Origin of the sequence: Endozoicomonas sp., from assembly GCF_051008435.1 — a bacterium.
In the GTDB taxonomy this organism is placed as follows: Bacteria; Pseudomonadota; Gammaproteobacteria; order Pseudomonadales; family Endozoicomonadaceae; genus Endozoicomonas_A.
Genome location: NZ_JBPCXO010000470.1, coordinates 1 through 21,151, shown reverse-complemented (window position 1 = coordinate 21,151; position 21,151 = coordinate 1). Strand labels below are relative to the sequence as shown.

The window sequence follows — 21,151 nt, the reverse complement described above, 5'->3', positions numbered from 1 at the left end:
AGACAAATCAATGGAGCTCTCCCTATGAGCTTCATTGACCACAACACTCTATTCCTACCGCCTTTCTCAACGTTGCCATACTGGTGCGTCGATCTTCATTTAGAATACTGCGACTCAGAATCACTTTATTGACCTTGGTAATTTGCGGCACACCATGAATCAGTTTAATTTCCGTTCGGGTGATGGCTTCTACGGTTATATCATTAAATCGTTCACGATAAATCCAGGTTTCACGGGCACGCTGTTCAACAATTGCTTTTTGAAATTCATCCGTAATTAATATAAAGCGCTCCAGAACTTCTTCCCGGTACTCAATACCATAAGTCGCATTCAGCTCTGCCTGCTGTTCAACTACCTTATAGTCCTGATTGAATTGAATGCCTTTGACATTGGTGACTTTAAAATCCACATCCGGAGAGTAGAAACCCTTTATTTTTTCCACCTCTCCCGCAGTAATGGCTCTGATTCTGGCATCCAGGATCTGCGCTACTATGCTTTCATCCAGCTTGTCCCTTTTTTCAGGCACCTGTCTGGAATCACAAGCCATTAACAGCAGCAGTACCGGAAATAAAATCACCCAAGGTCGATACTTCACGCTTTACACCAAAACCTGTCAGAACAGGCTCATCGATTCGAGAATATTCAGATAATCAACTTAGTTTCAATTACCCAAAAACGAAATAATGGACACAGAATGGCTCCCGAACCTTTAAAAAGGTACAGGCAGGTCATTTTTTACCCGATAAGGGGAATGATTCATTGCTGAGTGTTTAAAAGAAATAGCACTCTAATTATATCTGCGGAAGATAATTGAACTCGCTACAAACCCTGTCAGCACTCACTAAAATGCCCCGATGATTCAATTCGCTCGGGTCAAAATTCAGGCAGGTTTGATTCAAATTCAATATAGGCTGTATTTTTCCCCTCAAAAAAGCACAGCTGGTGATTACCTATTGTACTAAACAACCCCACTTACTAGAAGCATTTGCGACAAGCAAACAACTTCTATAAAGGCTTCTATAGCAGGGCCGATGGTTCGAGAGATCCGAAACCGCGCACAGGAGTGTATGGATATGATTTTCCGAAACCTGCTGGGAGCAGCCGCTGCATTGCTGATAGCAGGCTGTGCCTTAAACATGCCAGGCAAGAATCATAAAGGGGCCTATAACGAGAAATGGTCCAAGGCAAAAAACCTGACTTATTCTGGTGGCATGCGTAAACAAGTGCACGACCAGCAATTACCTGCCGGAGCCTATGGCAAGGAAGGCAAACTCCAGGACTACAAACTGGGTAATGTCTCCCATCCAGCTTACGGTGCCGCCAGTGGTGTAGTGGGTGTCAACGTCAAACCTTATGGCGCTTTTGAACACTTCTACTGGGGATGGACAGTACCTGGCGCAAGCCATTATGACCATCACCGGGTGTTTGCCTGGATGCCTGTTGCCATGGCCAAGGATGAGATCGAAGCCCGGAATACGCTTGAAGTCATGCTCACCCGTTCAGCCCTGACCATCCTGAACGACATGAACTACAAGTACAAACCGGTAAAAACGCCTTATCAGCATAATGGTCTGGCTTTCAAACAGTGGTATCTTGAACAGACCGGTGCTAACTGCTCTTTTGCCCGCATGAACTGTGTCTTGAGCCTGTATGTTCCGGTTCCAAGACCCGTAGACCGGGCTCCGCCGTTTTCCTATTTCAGTATGGCGGGAGAACCCTCCTGGTACTTTTCGGCCATGGATGATGATTCATTCCCGAGACTGTCCATCACCGAAGGTGAAGGAATGAAAAGCATCAGTGAGAACGTCTTTTACCAGAAGTTGAGTGCCCGCCTGCCGGGATGGGTTTACTTCTATATGGCACCCAATGAGGTGGGTATAGGAGACGATAACAAAACCATTGCCTACCCCTATCTGCTGGAAAAAGGCAAACCGCTCCTCTTCATACGCCCCAATAAGTAGACGTAAACCAAAAGCAAACCTCAAAATCGCTGCTATAGTTTTGAGGTTTGCTGATCCAGCAGTTTCCCACCCCAATAAAAGCGGTTCAAGCCTGCTCATCAGACCACGGAGAAACTGCCTTCAACAATAAGTAGGTGGACTGATAGTCCCTGAATGGAATGTCTGATTAAAGGAGACCCACCTTGCCAGAAGTCTGCAACAGCATCCAGACGACTGCCAGTCATCGAGGCCAGTTCAGTAGCAGACTGGGCTTTATTATTGCTGCTGCCGGCTGCGCAGTGGGTGTGGGTAACATCTGGAGCTTTCCAACTCAAACGGCACAAAATGGCGGAGCAGCTTTTGTTCTGGTCTATCTCTGCTTTTCGTTCATTCTTGCCTACCCCACACTGGTGGCAGAGCTCACCATAGGACGTTATAGCCAGTCGAACTCTGTCACAGCCATGACCCAACTGGATAGCAGGCGCTGGGTCAGCAGGCTTGGCTGGCTCACCAGTATCATGGGACTGGTAACGCTGACTCTAATATACAGCTTCTACAGTATTGTCGGAGGCTGGTTCGTGGGCTTTTCTCTGGCCCCGGTTTTTGAGTTAAGTGGCTTCCATGAAGTGGCCAGCTGGTTGACCGACTTCAATTTTTATTCAACGGTTCTGGTCACTCTGATCTTCATGGCCCTGACGACATTAATTGTCACCGGCGGAGTCAAAGATGGCATTGAGCGCTGGTGTAACCGGTTGATGCCGACACTGTTTATTATTCTCTCCGTGCTCATCGTATTCGCCCTTACCCGACCCGGTGGAATAGAAGGCCTGAAAACCTACCTGATTCCGGACTTTTCCAAACTGTTCGATCAGAAACTGCTGATATCAGCACTGGGCCAGTCCTTCTTCTCTATGTCCCTGGGCGTTGGCTGTATGATGGTTTATGGATCTTACCTGAATAAAAAGGCCAACCTTCCTCTGACTGCCTTCCAGGTAGCCCTGGTTGATAGCTCAGTGGCTTTTATGGCCGGCATGCTGATTATTCCCTGCATGTACGCAGCTATGCAGCAGGGGATAGAGATCTATTCACCGGACGGGCAACTCCACAGTGCAGACACTCTGGTGTTTAACGTCTTGCCAACACTGTTTAACCAACTGGGGATGCTGGGGCAACTGGTTGCCATGGCTTTCTTCATATTACTGGTTATAGCGGCCCTGACCTCCTCTATCTCCCTGATAGAGCCTACGGTAGCGTGTTTGGTGGAGAAAATTTCTTTCAGCCGTCATCGAGCCAGTTGGTGCATTACTGTGATTTCAGCCTGCATCTCGGTTTTAATCATTTATCACCTGGAAACGCTTCTGGGTTTGGCGGTTAAGCTGGCCACACAGTACCTGCAACCGGTTCTTTGCTTCATGATTGCTATTTATGGCAGTTGGGTAATGCGACAGAATCGCTTGCTCAAGGAGTTGAGCCAGGGTTTTCCTGAAATCCAGAAAAGCCTGTTCTGGAAAATTTGGCCCTGGTATATCAGGACCATCTGCCCGGGTCTGATCTTGATACTCTTCCTGAGTAACCTCTGATCTCCTATACTGCACAGCTTTTTTATATGAAGTCGGATTTATGAGCGCATCGTCCTGGTTATCGCTTTTGGCAGTTTGCATCCTTGGGGCAATATCACCTGGCCCCAGCCTGGCAGCTGTCATGAAAAGTACACTTCAAGGTTCTAGAAACCATGGACTCATTACTGCTATAACCCATGCTGTCGGCATTGGCATCTATGCTTTTCTGGTAGCCGCTGGTATGGCTGTAGTTATCACCCAAACACCCTGGTTGTTTAAGCTGATGACCTGGCTGGGTGCCGCTTATCTGTCCTGGCTGGGTTACAAGGCTATCCGTTCCAGTGGCACATTCATTGGTGACGTATCAAAGGAACACTCGTCATCCCTGTCTCGTCGTCAGGCAGCCCTTGACGGTTTTCTAATCTCTTTTCTCAACCCCAAGATTGCCGTCTTTTTTCTGGCTCTGTTCAGTCAGTTCGTTACACCGGAAACTACTCTGACCACTCAGCTGCTAATGGCCCTTATGGCTACCCTGTGTGATGGTTTATGGTACTGCCTGATTGCGGGAGTAGCAGGACACTCCAGCATTCTCCCTGCACTGAGAAAAAGAGCGACACTGGTTAGTCGATTGTGTGGTGGCTTGCTGATTCTTGTCGCATTGAGAATTTTGATGATGTGACCCTGGACAAACCTGATGGGCCTGTCTGACTGGCTGACCTTCCTGAGCATCTGTATCGCCGCAACAGTGTCGCCCGGATTTAGTACCGCCGTTATTCTTAGAAATACGATTCAAGGTTCAAGAACACAGGGCTTGCTTTGTGTAGCGGCCCACTCTATTGGCATTCTGACCTATGCTTTTGCTACGGCTCTGGGTCTATCAGTGTTAATAGTGGGATCGAAAGTCCTGTATCAAGGACTTAGCCTGATTTGTACGCTGTATATTCTCTGGCTGGGTATACAAACTTTCAGGAAGTCCGGGTACCACTTTGAAACAGCGGAGCAAAGCCAGCTTATTCCAATGGGCCAGTCGGTCAAAGAAGGCTTTCTTTCCGCTACTTTAAACCCAAAAACAGCCTTCTTTTATTTGAGCATTTTCAGCCAGTTTATCCATGATAAGACTTCTCTGGCTGAGCGCATCATCATGCCATTAGCCAGGATGTTGTGTGATTTCATCTGGTATACACTGGTTGTTCTGCTTGCGACACAGCACGTCATAAAACAGCTGTTGTGTAAGCAGCTCAAACAAACAAATCAGATGCTCGGTATTTTTCTCATGTTAATGGCAATGAAATTACTGGCTGATGTGTTGATTTTCTAACCCCGGAATACTTAGTGCATTTTTAATCTTCTGCCACAGCTCTGCTACTTATTAAAAGCCCCGAAATACGACCTACGAAAATTAAAATATACTCAGTTTCACTACTCTCTTCCCTGCCTATGGCACCAGCGACTGCTCGCAATTAGGTATTCCAAAAAGAGTAATCATGGTTTTTGTTTGTTATACAGCCAAATCAAGGGGCAGGTCACTGATATCTTTCAGTCTTTTCCCATCAACCATGGACTCCAGCAGGTCAAGGGCATCATCCGCTTCAAGCTCAACCAGAGCCTCGCGCAGCTCATATAAAGCAAAATGATAAACACAATCCAGATCACCAGTACCAAGAGCAAGAGAAGCAATCCTGCTGGCCGTAGGTTCAGAGGTTAGGGATACAATATGTGGAGAGCGCCCTTTTCTAGCTCTTATAAGGTTCAATGCTTCTGTTCTAGTATTCTGTGATCTGTCTGACCTCATAGTGAACTTGCAAGATACGCTTGCATGAAGAATTTGAGCAATATCGTTCTTATGGTTTACAGCCCTGAGCATTGCTTGGTGACAAGAGTCGCTATCAACAATATCTATCTCTTTATTTATTACTTCGTCACATTCAGGAGCCCGAGCGATGATTACATCAGGAGCAACTGTGTAACCGTCGCCCAAGAAGTTACGCAGCTCTGAATATTCAGAAGCTAAGCGGCCCAGTTCTGCAAGGTGTGTGTATTGCTCATATCTACCGAGTACAGATTGCTTCCTGCTATTGATCTTCTGAACTTCCCAGCTCCCTGGCCTAAGGCTGCTCAGCTTCAGGAAAGTTTTTTGCAGATATAAAGTACAAGCTTCCTCAAACTCATTCCCGAGCGTCTGGCCGTCTTTCTTTTTGCGCTCTACAAGTGTCACGCCTGCTTTTTTGGCAATCTTGGCGGCCAAAAGGTTTGCAACCAGAACGCTATGCTTCTGGCCGTTGTCAGCATTGCTACATATATAGCTAGCATCAAACTTGGAAAAGGGAGCGTGTGTAAGAATTTCGTTTTCGATTAGGTAACGGTGAAAAGCAGCTCTTTCTTCAGATAGTATGCTCATGCAGCAAATTCCTTGGACTCAGCACGTAATGCTTTGATAATCTGCAACCCAATAGCCTTAGCAACAGGGGGAGGAAAGGCATTTCCTACTTGGCGATATGCATGAGTTTTGCTGCCGTAGAAGCTCCAGTCATCGGGAAAGCCTTGTATCCTTGCGGTCATCCTAACATTCAGGAGTGGCATATTTTCACAACCTTCTTGAATAGAGCCATCACGCTTCATGGCTCCCTTGAAGCCTTCTCCCGGAATCTCGTCATCATTAGCCAACCGGTGGGCATTGACGCCCAGCTCACGCCATTGGCGTTTAGCCCGAGTAGGCCCGAGGTCAGGCCCGCCATGCTTTTTAGAACCACCGACTAAAGTAGGGGCAATCCTGTTGGCTTTTTCTCGCCATGTGTCTGCACCTTCCCAGCCGCCCTCTGATATCAGGTCATATAGAACATCACCAACAGTTGCGGTGTCCGTTATTGGTTTCGGCCAAGTAAAATGCTGGAAGTCCTCTTGAGGCATTGCAACCAAAATAACCCTAGGCCTGAGCTGTGGCACGCCGTAATCACTGGCTTGGTGCAACTTCCACTCGCTTTTGTACCCCATAGCGGCAAGTTCGGCAGATATCTTGTCTCGATACCAGCGGAATTTTTCTTCAAAGAGTCCGGGGACATTCTCAAGCATTACTGCTCTTGGCTTTACCTTCTTTACGACTTGTATAGCAGTGGGAAATAGGTCGCGCTCATCCTCATGTCCTAGTTGCTGACCAGCTTTGCTAAAGGGAGGGCAAGGAACTCCACCGGCAACAAGATCAACACGGCCAGCAAAATCAGCCGATGACTTGGCGAACTCCTTTAGATCAGCTTCGATAATATCACCCCAGCCAAGGCTGAGCTGCCTATTGTTCAGTCGTAAGGTTTCACACGCATGATGATCGATTTCAATAAGTGCCGCATGTTGAAAGCCTGCTTCATGTAACCCCAGCGCCTGACCTCCTGCACCAGCACACATTTCGATCGCTATCATTTATCGCCCTTTGTAGTTACTTAAATAAATCCATTCTAACAAAAGAGAGGTAACTAAGAGAATACGGGAGAATAATCTGGTCTAAGACCACCAAATAGCCCGCAGATACTGACGGCCTACAACGACTCTGGTCAAAGAGATAGGACAACTGGTCGTTGCAAACGATCAGTACCTCAAACAATGGGTGAGAATAATAGAAATAGCGGTCTGCTCGAAAACGCGTTCCTTCGATACAAAGCATTTGAACTTTTCGTTTTCGAACAATCAATGCAGTAGGTGGGAGTCATTTCAGAGGGCGAATGACAGGCTTTCAAAGCCTGTCATTCCGTGCATCATGATCAGTCCAGAAGAGAAACGTCTCTAATAGCGCCTTTATCAGCACTGGTCACCATTGCCGCATACGCTTTCAGTGCAGCAGAAACTTTCCGTGGACGCTCTTTTATAGGCTTCCAGGCAGCTTTGCCTTTTGATTCCATTTGAGTACGACGCTCAGCCAGCTCTTCATCGGATAACTGCACGTCAATGGTACGGTTAGGGATATCAATGCGAACGATATCGCCCTTTTCCACCAAACCAATATTTCCGCCAGCAGCTGCTTCAGGAGAAGCATGTCCAATGGAGAGGCCTGAAGTACCACCAGAAAAACGGCCATCTGTCAGAAGTGCACATTCTTTGCCCAGACCTTTGGATTTCAGGTAGCTGGTTGGGTACAACATCTCCTGCATGCCCGGGCCACCTTTAGGGCCTTCGTAGCGGACGATGACAACGTCACCGGATTTAACCCGTCCTTCCAGAATATCACTGACTGCATCTTCCTGACTTTCACAGATATGAGCAGGCCCTTCAAAAACCAGATTACTGTCGTCCACACCCGACGTTTTTACCACACAGCCATCAAGGGCAATGTTACCCGTCAGAACGGCCAGACCCCCTTCAGTGCTGTAGGCGTGCTCCAGTGTACGGATACAACCCGTTTCACGATCATCGTCCACAGTAGGCCAGCGGGTTGCCTGACTGAATGCTTGCGTCGTGCGAATACCAGCTGGGCCTGCTTTAAAGAAGGTCAGTACTGATTCGTCATCGGTTTGCTTGATATCCCACTTAGCCAGACCTGCAGACATCGTTTCGCTGTGAACCGTCGGTATATCGTTGTTCAACAAACCAGCCCGATCCAACTCACCCAAAATACCAAACACCCCACCTGCACGGTGAACATCTTCCATATGGTATTTCTGGATATTAGGCGCAACCTTGCACAACTGAGGCACTTTAAGAGACAGAGCATTGATGTCTTTCATGGTGAAATCGATACTCGCTTCCTGGGCAGCAGCCAATAAATGCAGAATGGTGTTCGTGGAACCGCCCATAGCGATATCCAGACTCATTGCATTTTCGAAAGCTTTATAATTGGCGATGGAACGAGGCAGAAGCGATTCGTCATCCTGCTCATAGTAACGTTTGGTGATATCAACGATTCGGCGACCGGCTTCCAGGAACAGCTGTTCACGATCAGCGTGAGTAGCCAGCATGGAACCGTTGCCTGGCAGCGACAGGCCCAGAGCTTCTGTCAGACAGTTCATAGAGTTTGCGGTAAACATACCGGAACAGGAACCACAGGTCGGACAAGCTGAACGCTCATATTCAGCCACCGTTTCATCATCGGCATCAGAGGCTGCAATGACCATGGCATCAACCAGATCCAGACCGTGCTGAGCCAGCTTGGTCTTGCCTGCTTCCATAGGACCACCGGAAACAAAGATCACCGGAATATTCAGCCTCATGGCTGCATTCAGCATCCCCGGGGTGATCTTGTCACAGTTGGAAATACAGACCAGAGCATCGGCAGTATGGGCATTAACCATGTACTCAACGGAGTCTGCAATAATGTCACGGCTGGGCAGAGAGTAGAGCATGCCATCATGCCCCATCGCGATGCCGTCATCGACAGCAATGGTATTAAACTCTTTCGCCACACCACCGTGCTTTTCAATTTCTCTGGCTACCAGTTGTCCCATGTCTTTCAGATGAACATGGCCAGGAACAAACTGGGTAAAGGAGTTAGCAACGGCAATAATAGGCTTTTTGAAGTCATCATCCTTCATACCCGTAGCGCGCCAAAGCGAGCGGGCTCCAGCCATATTACGACCATGGGTCGAAGTTCTTGAACGGTATGCAGGCATGACTCTCTGTCCTTTCTATCCGGCTGTTCTCTGGTTCTTATCCTGAAGGTTAAGAGGCTGTCTGGAAAGTAGAGGGCGAGGTATCAAGTAATTTGCCGTTCTTTATGGATTTTTACGACCCAGTGCTTTCCAGACAACCTCTTTATTGTCTTCCTTGGCGGATTCGGGAGTATAACAGAATGATGGGAGCCGAATAGGCTCCCGGTGGGCTATTTACTATGAAAATGCCGCTATTTCGGGCTCTGTAGTCATTTTCATGGTTCGAGGTGAGCGGCACTGTCGGCTCATGGCTGTTTAGGATGAAAACGCAGCAAATTTAAGCTGCGTGTTCTATTCGGCGACGATTGTACTCGTCGACCATATTGTCGATGGTAAGCTGGTCATATTCTCTCAGATTGGCCAGTACCATGGTTTTCTTGCCTTCTCCCACCACTTTTCCACCATCCTTGAAGATAAACCCGAGCGTGACATTGCCACGCTTACCGTTCACTTCAAGATGAGACTGGGAAGCTTCGATCACCGGGTCGTTCAGGTTCACCGTCTCAAGGTGAACCGACATGGTTTCGTAGATGACCAGAGGACGTGCCACATTGATCATGACGTTCTTCTCTTTCATCAACGGCACCAGCACATGAGGGAAGTTTTCACCTGAAAACGCCACATAGGCCTTGACCAGTTTTGCAATCAGATCGGCATCGTTACTTTGCTCGCCGCTGTGCTCAACCCTGAGATACTCCTTCGCGTTCTGGTCACAAATGATTTTGTCTCCATTCCCGGCATCAGAGATTGTCAAAGCCAGGCCATCGCTGACCATACCGCTGAAGGTCACCCTCATGTTCGGATACAGTCCCTCAGAGCTCAGGACTTTGGCAAACAGCAGATCGCCTGGAACACAGAACTTTTTGGTGTCTACATCGTGCAGCGGATTAAAGTCGTTGGCGACCTTCTTGGCAAAGTCACTGGACTGCTGACGAGTAAAGGAGAATTGGCTATTTTCCAGCTCGGTACAATATTGATCTAAAAACATAATGTTATTCTGTTGGCCTGGCCGGCCTGGAGACTGACCGAGGCTCAATCCATTTCAGATTGACTTTAACTTCCTCAAGACAATGAGAATCACTTTCTGTAAATAGCCAGAGAATTCCCTGAATATTTGGTATCTGGCTGACATCATACGCCAAACCTGAACAAGACTACTGTTGCTAAAACGTAGCCGTTTGTTTCAGCGGCTCAAACATTTATGTAGAGAGTTGATTAATATACCCATTGGATTTCAAGTTGCTACTAGGCGGCAAGAGAGCGAATCCCCGTGAGCGTACGAGTAGTAGGTGATCGGGGTGAGCGAACGCTGACAACAACGTAGCAACTTGAAAGGCGATGGGTATAGGTCATTTCTCTATTCAACCCGAACACTTCATACAGCATCGAGTTAATTGGAACATTTGTCCAAATTAAAATCGGTTTATGAAGTTTCGGGTTAAGAGATACCTCATGGTTTCTGCTTGAAAAACTGCATTATCCATTGTGCCATCAAATCGCTGTCAGGATCTTCTGTCAGAGAATCTATTCCCTGGGTAACCCGGTCATGAGGAATAGAATCCCGACGAGAATTCATCAGATCTTTGGAGTAAGATTTACTGAATTCCGGATGTCCCTGAATACTGAGAAAATGCACTCCATACTGCAGCATATAATTAGGGCAAAAGTCGCTGCCTGCCAGCACTTCAGCCGAGTCAGGTAAACGAGTTACCTGATCCCTGTGACTGACCAGTAATTTGAAATCCTGAACAGCAGGCTGCATCCAGCTCCCCTGCTGAGTGATACGATTGTAGGATATACCAACCCCCCAACCTTTTTCAGAAAGCTCCACTTTCCCTCCAAGGCTGGTTGCCATTATCTGATGACCAAAACAGATACCGGCCAGCATGCAGCGATCTTCATACAACTTCCGGACGAACGCTTCCAACAACGGTATCCACGAAAAAGTGTCGTATGCACTGTAACGACTACCAGAAATTATCCAGCCATCGCATTCATCGGTGGTATCCGGTATCTCGCCATCCAGTACCCGGTAAGTGACCATTTCCAGTTCAGGTTCCTGCTTCCTCAACAACGCCAGAAACATGTCCGGATAATTCTTGTGAGCCACCTGCAGAGCTGGATTAACGTCATCGCATAACAGCAGACCGACTTTCATCACAGATCTCCTCCAATAGCATCCTGGCATATCTGTTGATATTCAGTCGCAGAAAAAGGGATTGGGTTTCCGGCTGCCGAAGGATCTACAAACGCCATCCGACCGACTTTATCCAGCTGACTATCATCAATACCGATATCTGCCAGTGTATTGGGGATTTCCAGTTGTTGCCTGAGCTCTATCACCCAGTTGAAGAAAGAGTCAAAGCCCGGAGCAGGCAAATCAATATAACGACTGAGAGCGGACAACTTATCACTGATGGCTGTTTTATTAGCCTTTAGAACATAAGGCATCAGAATCGCATTCAACAACCCATGATGAGCGTCGTATAAAGCACCCAGTGGATGTGCCAGGGCGTGCATGCCACCCAGACCTTTTTGAAAGGCTGTTGCTCCCATGCTGGAGGCCACCAGCATATGGTTTCTGGCCTCCAGATCATTGCCCTCTGCGACCGCCCTGGGTAGATAATCTTTTACCAGACGAATGCCTTCCAGTGCGATGCCCTGTGCCATAGGGTGATAGAAAGGCGAACAATAGGCTTCCAGATTGTGAGACAGGGCATCGATTCCGGTAGCTGCAGTGAGTTTGGCGGGTAAGCCACAGGTCAGCTCCGGATCAAGAATAACAATGTCAGGCAGCATATTCGGGTGGAAAATAATCTTTTTTACCCGCTCATCCTGATGGGTAATCACTGAAGCGCGCCCAACCTCTGAGCCGGTTCCGGCGGTGGTAGGCACCGCTACAACAGGTAGCATTCCCGCTTCATTCACCCTTAGGTAGTTATCACCCACATCCTCAAAATCCCAGATCGGGCGACTTTGCCCAACCATCAATGCAATGGCCTTGCCCGCATCCAGTGCTGAACCTCCGCCGAAAGCAATCACACCATCATGATTTCCTGCCTTGCAGGCGGCTACACCCGCAGACACATGATCACCGGTTGGATTGCCTTTAATCGCAGAAAACAATCCACACCCCAGAAGCGCAGAGCTGACCAAAGCCTGAGCTTCTTTAATCATGGGTAACCCGGACAATCCCGGATCGGTAACAATGACTGGATTTTTCATCCCCAGTTCAACACAGGCTGCCGGCAGATCATTAATGCGGCCAGCACCGGCACGGACAGCTGTCGGAAAATTCCAGTTAGCAGTGTACTGTTCAATACTCATATTACATCTCCTTACTGCATTATCCGTGCTTGATGTGGAAGGATTTTGGTCGGGTCAGGGCATCAAAACCCAGCACTGACAGAGTGCAACCGCGACCTGAATTTTTGATACCGGTCCAGGCCAGAGCCGGATCAAGATAGTCACAACGATTGACAAAAAAAGTGCCCGTTTGAACCTGACGACCCAGCTCAACCGCCCGCTCAATATCTTTTGAAAAAATAGAAGCTGTCAGACCAAACTCACTGTCGTTCATCAAACAAACCGCTTCCTCATCGGAGGTGACTTTCTGAACCCCTAATACCGGCCCAAAGCTCTCTTCGGTCATAACCCGCATATCGTGATTCACATTGGTCAACAATTGAGGAGCCAGGTAGGCCGTACCCTGCTCATCCTTTGGAAACAGGGCCGAATCAATATGGGCGACAGCTCCCAGAGAAACAGCCTCTGCCACCTGCCCCCTGACAAAATCAGCAGCACTGTTTTTCACCAGAGGACCCAGAGTGGTTTCAGGATCATCAGACCGTCCCAGTCGATACCCCTGCACCTGCGCTATAGCCATTTCAACAAATGTGTCATAGACATCTTCGTGTACATACGCCCTTTCTATGCCACAGCAGGATTGACCCGAGTTAAAGAAGGCCCCATCAATCACAGTGTCCACCGCTGCAGCCAGATCAGCATCTGCTCTGACATAAGCCGGGTCTTTTCCACCTAACTCCAGGCCCATACCAATGAATCGCCCGGCAGCCGCTTTTTCAACGGTTGCTCCAGCAGGAACAGAACCTGTGAAAGCCACATGTTTGATGGCATCAGACTGAATCAGATACTCCGTATTGTCATGGGACATATGAAGATATTGAAACAGCCCTTCAGGCAAACCTGCCTCCAGAAATGCTTCAACCATGCGCTCAGCACAGAGAGGGGTTTGTGCAGAATGTTTCAGAAGTACAGCGTTACCTGCCAGCAAAGCGGGCATGATGCTGTTGATAGCGGTCAAATAGGGATAGTTCCAGGGAGCAATAACCAGTACAACACCCAGCGCTTCTTTGCATATGTAACGGGTAAAACCTTCTTTTTCAGGCACTGAAACAGGCTTTAATCCTTCACTGGATGCCTCAATCATATAGCGGGCCCGCTCTTCAAACCCTGCCACCTCACCGGCAGAATATTGGATGGGCCTGCCCATCTGCCAGGTGATTTCACTGGCAATGTCGTCTTTCTTGACGACAAAAAGATCCACCGCTCTGCTGCAAATCCGTTGTCGATCCTCAAGGGCAGTACTTTGCCAGTCAAGCTGAGCTTTCTCAGCTTTTGCCAAAGCCTGATTGATGTGTGAAACATCTGCCAATGGACGTTCAGCAACAACCGAACCATCCACCGGAGAAAGGGTGATCTGTGTTTTATTCATTGTTCTTAACCGTTGGAAGTGATCAGATAATTTCGAAGTAACGATCCATTTCCCAATCTGTAATATGTTTTCTGAATTCCCGCTCCTCCCACTCCCTGGAAGCCGCATAGTGCTCAACAAAAGTATCACCAAACATAGTTCGGGCTGCTTCGGATTGCTTGAATTTTTGGGCTGCCTCCCAAAGCGTTGACGGAAGAGCCAGCTCCGGTGAGTGATCCTGCTCGTAAGCATTACCCTTCACCTGCTCCTCGGGCTCCCATTGGTGAATAATGCCCTGAAGGCCAGAAGCCAATGCAGCGGCAAGCGAAAGATAAGGATTAGCATCCGCTGACCCCAGTCGGTACTCCACCCTCTGAGACTTATCAGAGCCGGGAATGACACGCAAAGCCGTGGTTCGATTCTCAACGCCCCAGGTCGCATCGGTAGGTGCCCAGAAGCCCGGGATGAGTCGGGTGTAACTATTGACGGTAGGCGCAATCATAGGCAGAAATTCCGGCATCAACCGTTGCAGTCCAGCGATAAAATGCCTCTGTATCTGGCTAACATTGTGTTTTTGGTTAGGGTCAAAGAAAGCCGATTTTCCATCTTTTCGGTTAAACAAAGACAAGTGAATATGCCCACTCTGCCCAGGATAATCGGGTGACCACTTGGCCATAAAGGTCGCCATCAGTTCATTGCGCTGTGCCAGCACTTTCATAAACGTTTTAAACAGTGCCGCTTTGTCTGCAGCGTTCTCCGCTGAATCCACTGCGATGGCCGCCTCAATCACTCCTGGCCCGGTTTCCGTATGAATGCCTTCGATAGGAAAATCCATCACCTCAGCCATTTCCAGTATTTGGTGATAAAGATCCGAGTGCACTGAGTTTCTTATCATGGAATAACCAAACCAGTCAGGCGTCAGTGGCTTTAGGTTTCGAAACCCTTTTTCCCGAACGGATTCCGGAGTCTCCTGGAACATAAAAAACTCATATTCCAGAGCCGCACAAGCATCAAAGCCCAGCTCTGCTGCTTTTTCAATGACCCGCCTCAATGTGCCTCTCGGACACAAGGCTTCTGCCTGATCCTTGAATTCTGCCATGAACAGCAGCATGCCATTTTCAAAAGGAATTTCCCGGCAGGAGTGCGGTAAAACTCTGACAGGAGCATCAGGATATCCGGTATGCCAGCCGGTGTATTTTACATTGTCGTAGAGCTGATCCTTACTGTCCCAGCCGAGGATAACGTCGCAGAAGGCAAAGCCACTTTCCAGAGCTGAAAAGAACTTGGACTTGCTCATGTATTTTCCGAGCATGATCCCATCATTATCAAAAAGACCGACTTTAACGTGAGAGAGTCCCCTCTCTTCGACAATCTTTTTAGCATCATCAATGGTTTTAACATCTCTGGGATTCTGCATATCGATACTCGTTTTTCTTATTCTTCAGGAAATGGGCCCCTTGGGAGCCCAACTATTCAGCTCAGTTCAGTTCAGATTCAGCTTTGGCAATAGCTTCGAATTCTTCTTCAGGGGCTTTAGCGACCAGATGGTGTCGGCTATATAAACCGAAGTAGGCCACCATGACCGCGTAGAAGACCGCAGACCAGAAGGCCGCTTCCTTACTCACTAGAAAGGTAGAAATAAAGGCAATAATAGCCAGTGCAAAAGCGATCCCGGATGTCATGATGCCACCCGGAGTTTTATAAGGACGCTCCAGCTCTGGCTCTTTCACTCTCAGAATAATATGAGACAGAGTCATCATGGCATAGGAGATGGTGGCCCCAAAAACAGCCATAGTGATCATCAGATCTCCCTCTCCGGTCAAAGACAGCAGAAAGCCAATGATGCCTGGAATCACCAGAGCCATTGTGGGTACTTTCCGCTGACCGGTTTTTGACAAAAAGCGAGGTAAATAGCCTGCGCGGGACAAGGCGAAAACCTGTCGGGAATAGGCATAAATAATAGAAAAGAAGGAGGCTATCAGACCAGCAAGCCCAACGAAGTTTACAAAGGTCGCGATGTAAGAGCCTTCACCATAGACCTGTTGCAGTGCACCCACCAGCGGGGCTGCATGGTCTTTCATGTATTCAGCGCCTACAGCAGCAGGAGCAAGAATCAATACCAGACCACCAAACAGCAGCAGGACGACCATAGCAGTAATGATCCCTCTGGGCATATCTCTCTTGGGGTCCGTGGCTTCTTCTGCCGCCAGAGGAACGCCTTCTACCGCCAGAAACAACCACATGGCAAATGGAATAGCCGCCCAAACACCGATATAACCTTCGGGAAGGAAAGTGGAAGCTCCGGTGGCTTCAGCATTCACTGCAATATTAAACAGGTTGTCGAAGTCGAAAGCAGGAATCATTCCCAGAATAAAGACGACTATGGCCAGACATGCCAGGCCTGTAATGACCATCATGATTTTAAGCGCTTCTCCGGCTCCCCACAGATGCAGGCCAATGAAGGCGGCATAGAAGGCACCGTAAACCAGAGGCCCATCCCAACCAAAAAGCTCATTCACATAACCGCCTATGAACACGGCAATCGCTGCCGGCGCAATGGCATATTCAAGGAGAATGGCTGTGCCTGTCAGATACCCACCCCAGGGGCCCATTGCCCGGCGAGCATAGGAATAACCACCACCGGCAGTAGGCAATGAAGAAGACAACTCTGCCAATGACAGCACCATAAAGGTATACATGATGGCCATAACAATGGTTGCCAGAAACATGCCACCAAAGCCACCCTGTTGAAGTCCGAAGTTCCAGCCGGCAAAATCTCCGGAAATTACATAGGACACTCCGAGCCCAGCCAGAACCAGCCAGCCCGCAGCCCCTTTCTTAAGCTGTCTCTGCTTCAGATAATCATCAGAAACCTGTTCATATTCAACAGAACGGGTTGAAGGAGGGGAACTGGTGTCGAGCATGAGTAGTACCTTTTTTTTATTGTTTGATGTACTTCCGAATTGCAGTCTATAAACAGTCAAAGTTCAGAACAAACAGCATCATTTTTCATAAAGCCGTACTATTAGCTCTCCTAATAGTATGGTGAGAAAGTTCTACTGTGGTCATGCAACTATCAAGCCAGGGCACCCAGTTGATCAGCTCCGGAATAATTTCCTGCTGCAACACGGTTCGACTCTTTGCTGCAATCTCTTCTGGCAGATTCCATAAATCGTAACGACGACAAACCAGAGTCAGCTCCCTGTAATCAACATAAGCTGGCAAAGGAAGTACCTGAACTCTGCCCCGTGCCCATTTCAAGCATTGATAAAGACAGAGGGGAGAAGTAATGGTCCAGCAGCGCTCTGCGGCCACCATACTGATGATGGCAAAAGTATTATCCAGTCGAAGTTTTTTTCCGGGATTCAACTGCAGACGGGTGAGCTGACGTTCAATGGTCTGGCCGATCAGGGAATGCTCCGGATAACGGGCCATTTCAAGATTATCCTGCAAATGACCAAACTCTCCTGGCTGAAAGGAATAGCTGCTGGGCACAACGAGTAACAAAGGCTCCCGGAGGATAGGATAACGGGAGAGTTCGTCACTGTGATTCACTGCATCATCAGAAATAATAATATCGACATCGTGAGACAGTAGTCTCTGGGCATGAACATGGGAGAGCCCGGTAGTAATGCTCCAGTCCTTGGTATGCTGTTTTATCGTATCAAGAAGAGGCTGGCCAAAGGCGGAAACCATTGAATCCACCAAAGCAATTCGAACCTGATCAATTTGTTGAATATGGCCTGCTCGCAGGTTTTGACTGGTCTGCCTTGCTTCTTCCAGCAACCGAACACTTCGATCAAAAAAGTAACGTCCATTAGAGGTCACTTGTATAGGCCGGACAGAGCGATTCAATAATTGAACATTCAGCTCACTCTCCAGATTGGAAATGGATTGCGATATAGACGACTGAGTTACATTCAATCTCTGAGCAGCCAGAGACATATTGCCGGTTTTGACCACTTCTACAAATACCTCAAGCAATTTGAGGTCAAAGCCGAAGGGAAATGACATCTTATTAGATCCGTTATTTTTGTTTTCGATAGATGTAGCACTTCCTGCCAACAATGTCAGCAAACTGGCACAGCAATTAGGGCAAACTACTTATTAAGACTGGAGAACCAAAAAATCCTTTATGGTTCTGTAATGAATACAGGTGCCTCATCAGGCCAAGCCAGGCTGGCAAGCCATCCGGACAATAAGGAAACAACAAAAGCCAGTGGCAGGGTTTCCATAGCCTGAAAATAGACACCCAATGCATCCAGCTGCTGAAGCCACAGCTTACCCACCAGAATCATCACTGCCCCGGAGATCATGGCAGCAAGAGCCCCGGCCGAAGAGAACCCTTTCCAGAACATGGCCAGAATCATCATTGGCGAGAAGGTTGCCGTAATGCCTGACATGCCAAAGACCGCAAACCAGAAGATAGTATGCTCAGGGAGAAATCGGGTTACGGTCACAGCCAGCACCAGAGCCAACAGAGCCAATCCCCAGGTAATGTTTCGGGAGTGTTGCCTGGCTTCAGCGCCTGACAATTGATGCCTTTGATGAAAGTACAGCCAGTCACAGGTAACACTGCTGGTTGCCTGCAAGAGCAAAGAGGAAAAGGTCGACATAATAGCGGCCAGAATAGCTGCAATATAAAAGCCCACTATAAACATGGGAAAGAAGGATTCCGTCATCATCGGCAGCACATTTTGACCACCATTTCCCAGCACTTGGTGCGGAGCTTGCTCTGCCGAAGTATACAAGACCCTGCCTAATAAACCGGCCAGAACAGCAGCAGAGTCGGCCAGCAGGGTATACAAAATGGCTACCCAACGACCATGACGAATTTCATTATGACTTTTGACCGCCAGAAAGCGGGTAAAAATATGAGGTGTTCCAACAAACCCCAAACCTATGGCGATCAGCCCTACCACTTCCAGGCCTTTTATGGTCGGATCGCCCGGACCCAGAGCCGAAAGCAGAGCCGGATCAATACTGTCCAGGGAAGCCAGCAGCCCTTCTGGCAGATTCATACTCCACCAGGCCGCGAGAGGAAGTAACAACAATGCCAGCATCATCATTGTTCCCTGAACGCTATCGGTCCAGGCCACTGCAAGAAAACCGCCAAAGGCACAATACAGTGTCACGATCAGAAAACCGGTCAACACACCTGCGTAATAATTCCACCCAAGGGCATGCTCCAGCACAGCCCCTGTTGCATCAATTTCAGCAGCTGCATAAACCGTGCAGAAGATAACCAGAGCAACAACAGAGACACAACGGATCCTCTGCGCAAACTTCGGAAATCGATGAAGCAAATAATCGGTAGTTGTCAGAGCCTGACAACGTTCGGTCACTTTATGAAAGGGATATGAAAGGGAGATGCCATCAAAAACCAGGCAACACCAACGCCTGCCAGCTCTCCCAAAACCACCCAGAACGCACTGACTCCCACCATGGCAGCCAGCCCGGTCAACCCTAATAACAACCAGGCTGACTCACCCGTGGCCTGGGTTGAAAGGGCTGTCACCCAATATCCCAGGCGTTTGCCCCCAGTAAAGAAGTCATCCAGCCCCTGTAAGCGTTTTGATGCCAGATAACCCAGCAACCCCAACCCCAGAAAGTACAAGACGATAACAATGTACTGACTCATGATGGAATAACTCTGCTGATTATTTAACCTCAGGAATATTCAAATTTGCCTCTCGCTGCCCGGTTAAATTCTCCGGCCAGCGGGCAGTGACAGTTCTCATGCGGGTAAAGAATCGAACACCATCCGGTCCATGCATGTGCAACGGTCCAAACAGGGATTGTTTGATGCCGCCAAAACAATGCCAGGCAACCGGCACCGGAATGGGTACATTAACTCCAACCATCCCCGTGTCTGCGTGCTCACAGAAATGTCTGGCCAGCTTGCCGGATCCGGTAAATATTGCACTTCCATTGCCGTATGGATTGGAGGCAATAAGATCCAGCGCCTGTTGATAGTCAGACACTCTGACAATACAGAGTACAGGACCAAAAATTTCCTGCTGGTAGATCGCCATATCAGGCTCGACCGCATCGAACAGGCATGGAGCCAGAAAACTGCCTTTTTCAAAAAAAGCCTCCCGCCCATCCACCAGGAGCCTTGCGCCTTCCTTCACTCCCAAGTCCACCAGTCCCAGAACTTTTTCCCTGTGCTCCATACTGATCAGGGGGCCAAGATCAGGCTGCGTATCAAACGCCCCCACTTTCAGGTGGCGGGCATGGGCGCTCAATCTGTCAGCCAATTGATCACCCACTTCATCACCTACGGCTACTACGACAGAAATAGCCATACAGCGCTCCCCTGCACTTCCATAGGCTGCTCCTGCCAGCTGGTCTGCGACCAGATCCAAATCTGCATCTGGCAACACAACCGCATGATTCTTCGCGCCTCCCAGTGCCTGCACCCTCTTACCGGCAGCAGAGCCTCTTTCATAAACATGTTTTGCCACTGGAGTAGAACCGACAAAGCTGACGGCACCAATCCCGGGGTGATCCAGAATCGCGTTTACACTGTCAGCAGAACCATGAACCAGATTGAACACACCGTCAGGAAGTCCTGCATCCTGAAGTAATTCTGGAAACAAAGAGGGAGCAGAAGGGTCTTTCTCGGAAGGTTTCAGGATAAATGTATTACCACAGGCCAGAGCGATGGAGATCATCCACAGAGGTACCATGGCCGGAAAGTTGAATGGCGTAATTCCTGCGCAAACACCCACAGGTAACATCATCGACCAGCAATCAATGCTGCTGGCAGCATGATGAGAGTGCTCACCTTTCAGTAACTGGGGAATACCACAGGCAAATTCCAGCACATCAATAGCCCTGCTGAGCTCTGCACTGGCATCCTCTCTGGTTTTGCCATGTTCCTGTGATATTAACCCGGAGATCTCACTGCGGTTTTTCTCAAGCAGTTCACGAAACCTCATAAGCACTCTGCTACGGCTGACTGGCGGCACTTCAGACCAGCCTGGTAGTGCTTTTTCTGCCGATTTAACCGCTAGGTCAACATCCTCCCAGGATGAATCTGGTACACGACAGGTTTCATCTTCAGTCGCTGGATTGAACACTTTTATTATTCTGCCACCAGCACTATCTCTGCCCACACCACCTACAAAATTCTGACGACTGACTGACATACCGGAGACCACAGTGGAGAATAAGGATTCTAGGAGTCTGTCGGACTTAGCCGACCGTAGCGAGGAAAAGTCCGGTTTGAGACAGTTTTTATGATTATTTGAGGCGAATAGCGAGCTATTCAACGAAAAGAATCATAAAAAATGGCCAAATCAG

At 48.5% G+C, this 21,151-nt stretch carries 18 protein-coding genes; 4 read left to right on the top strand and 14 right to left on the bottom strand.

Going from position 1 to position 21,151, the window contains the following annotated elements:
* Positions 1 to 31: 31 nt before the first annotated feature.
* A complete protein-coding gene (locus ACR2PX_RS23280; RefSeq protein WP_434001741.1) occupies positions 32 to 595 on the bottom strand; it encodes a hypothetical protein in 564 nt (187 codons plus the stop codon).
* Between the two features lie 472 nt (positions 596 to 1,067).
* On the opposite strand from ACR2PX_RS23280, the gene ACR2PX_RS23275 reads away from it, so the two are divergent.
* The 4 genes from ACR2PX_RS23275 to ACR2PX_RS23260 all read left to right on the top strand — a co-directional run bounded on the left by ACR2PX_RS23275 (position 1,068) and on the right by ACR2PX_RS23260 (position 4,817).
* The gene (locus ACR2PX_RS23275; protein WP_434001740.1) at positions 1,068 to 1,961 is read left to right on the top strand and encodes a hypothetical protein; all 894 of its coding nucleotides are present in this window, start codon (positions 1,068 to 1,070) and stop codon (positions 1,959 to 1,961) included.
* A 182-nt stretch (positions 1,962 to 2,143) separates the two neighbouring features.
* Positions 2,144 to 3,520 carry a sodium-dependent transporter gene (locus tag ACR2PX_RS23270; RefSeq protein ID WP_434001739.1) on the top strand — a complete coding sequence of 459 codons (1,377 nt, stop codon included), beginning with the start codon at positions 2,144 to 2,146 and terminating at the stop codon, positions 3,518 to 3,520.
* Positions 3,521 to 3,560: 40 nt separating this feature from the next.
* Positions 3,561 to 4,178, top strand: coding sequence for a LysE family translocator (locus ACR2PX_RS23265; protein ID WP_434001738.1), 618 nt, complete (start codon positions 3,561 to 3,563; stop codon positions 4,176 to 4,178).
* 15 nt (positions 4,179 to 4,193) lie between these two features.
* Positions 4,194 to 4,817: a LysE family translocator gene (locus ACR2PX_RS23260; RefSeq protein ID WP_434001737.1), complete on the top strand. Its 624-nt coding sequence runs from the start codon at positions 4,194 to 4,196 to the stop codon at positions 4,815 to 4,817.
* 180 nt (positions 4,818 to 4,997) lie between these two features.
* Here ACR2PX_RS23260 and ACR2PX_RS23255 read toward each other — a convergent pair whose 3' ends face one another.
* The 13 genes from ACR2PX_RS23255 to ACR2PX_RS23195 form a co-directional block, all read right to left on the bottom strand.
* On the bottom strand, positions 4,998 to 5,897 hold the full coding sequence (locus ACR2PX_RS23255; RefSeq protein ID WP_434001736.1) for an NgoMIV family type II restriction endonuclease: 900 nt from the start codon (positions 5,895 to 5,897) through the stop codon (positions 4,998 to 5,000).
* Positions 5,894 to 6,910, bottom strand: a complete 1,017-nt coding sequence (locus ACR2PX_RS23250) for a DNA cytosine methyltransferase (protein WP_434001735.1) — start codon at positions 6,908 to 6,910, stop codon at positions 5,894 to 5,896. The genes ACR2PX_RS23255 and ACR2PX_RS23250 overlap by 4 nt, the downstream gene beginning before the upstream one ends.
* A gap of 338 nt (positions 6,911 to 7,248) precedes the next feature.
* Positions 7,249 to 9,090, bottom strand: a complete 1,842-nt coding sequence (gene ilvD / locus ACR2PX_RS23245; RefSeq protein WP_434001734.1) for a dihydroxy-acid dehydratase — start codon at positions 9,088 to 9,090, stop codon at positions 7,249 to 7,251.
* Positions 9,091 to 9,406: 316 nt separating this feature from the next.
* Positions 9,407 to 10,117, bottom strand: a complete 711-nt coding sequence (locus tag ACR2PX_RS23240) for a DUF3581 family protein (RefSeq protein ID WP_434001733.1) — start codon at positions 10,115 to 10,117, stop codon at positions 9,407 to 9,409.
* A gap of 462 nt (positions 10,118 to 10,579) precedes the next feature.
* Complete coding sequence (locus ACR2PX_RS23235) at positions 10,580 to 11,287, bottom strand: glutamine amidotransferase-related protein (RefSeq protein ID WP_434001732.1); 708 nt, start codon at positions 11,285 to 11,287, stop codon at positions 10,580 to 10,582.
* On the bottom strand, positions 11,287 to 12,456 hold the full coding sequence (locus ACR2PX_RS23230; protein WP_434001731.1) for an iron-containing alcohol dehydrogenase: 1,170 nt from the start codon (positions 12,454 to 12,456) through the stop codon (positions 11,287 to 11,289). The genes ACR2PX_RS23235 and ACR2PX_RS23230 overlap by 1 nt, the downstream gene beginning before the upstream one ends.
* Before the next feature lie 19 nt (positions 12,457 to 12,475).
* Positions 12,476 to 13,864, bottom strand: coding sequence for an aldehyde dehydrogenase family protein (locus ACR2PX_RS23225; protein ID WP_434001730.1), 1,389 nt, complete (start codon positions 13,862 to 13,864; stop codon positions 12,476 to 12,478).
* Between the two features lie 22 nt (positions 13,865 to 13,886).
* Complete coding sequence (locus tag ACR2PX_RS23220; protein WP_434001729.1) at positions 13,887 to 15,260, bottom strand: glutamine synthetase family protein; 1,374 nt, start codon at positions 15,258 to 15,260, stop codon at positions 13,887 to 13,889.
* A 61-nt stretch (positions 15,261 to 15,321) separates the two neighbouring features.
* Positions 15,322 to 16,767 (bottom strand): ethanolamine permease, encoded by a 1,446-nt coding sequence (eat, locus tag ACR2PX_RS23215; protein ID WP_434001728.1) that lies wholly within the window; start codon positions 16,765 to 16,767, stop codon positions 15,322 to 15,324.
* 85 nt (positions 16,768 to 16,852) lie between these two features.
* Positions 16,853 to 17,857 (bottom strand): LysR family transcriptional regulator, encoded by a 1,005-nt coding sequence (locus ACR2PX_RS23210; RefSeq protein ID WP_434001727.1) that lies wholly within the window; start codon positions 17,855 to 17,857, stop codon positions 16,853 to 16,855.
* A gap of 119 nt (positions 17,858 to 17,976) precedes the next feature.
* Complete coding sequence (locus ACR2PX_RS23205; RefSeq protein WP_434001726.1) at positions 17,977 to 19,188, bottom strand: sodium:solute symporter family transporter; 1,212 nt, start codon at positions 19,186 to 19,188, stop codon at positions 17,977 to 17,979.
* The gene (locus ACR2PX_RS23200) at positions 19,185 to 19,484 is read right to left on the bottom strand and encodes a sodium:solute symporter family transporter (protein WP_434001725.1); all 300 of its coding nucleotides are present in this window, start codon (positions 19,482 to 19,484) and stop codon (positions 19,185 to 19,187) included. Before ACR2PX_RS23200 ends, ACR2PX_RS23205 begins: the two co-directional genes overlap by 4 nt.
* Positions 19,485 to 19,503: 19 nt before the next feature.
* On the bottom strand, positions 19,504 to 20,997 hold the full coding sequence (locus tag ACR2PX_RS23195) for a CoA-acylating methylmalonate-semialdehyde dehydrogenase (protein WP_434001724.1): 1,494 nt from the start codon (positions 20,995 to 20,997) through the stop codon (positions 19,504 to 19,506).
* Between the last annotated feature and the right edge of the window lie 154 nt (positions 20,998 to 21,151).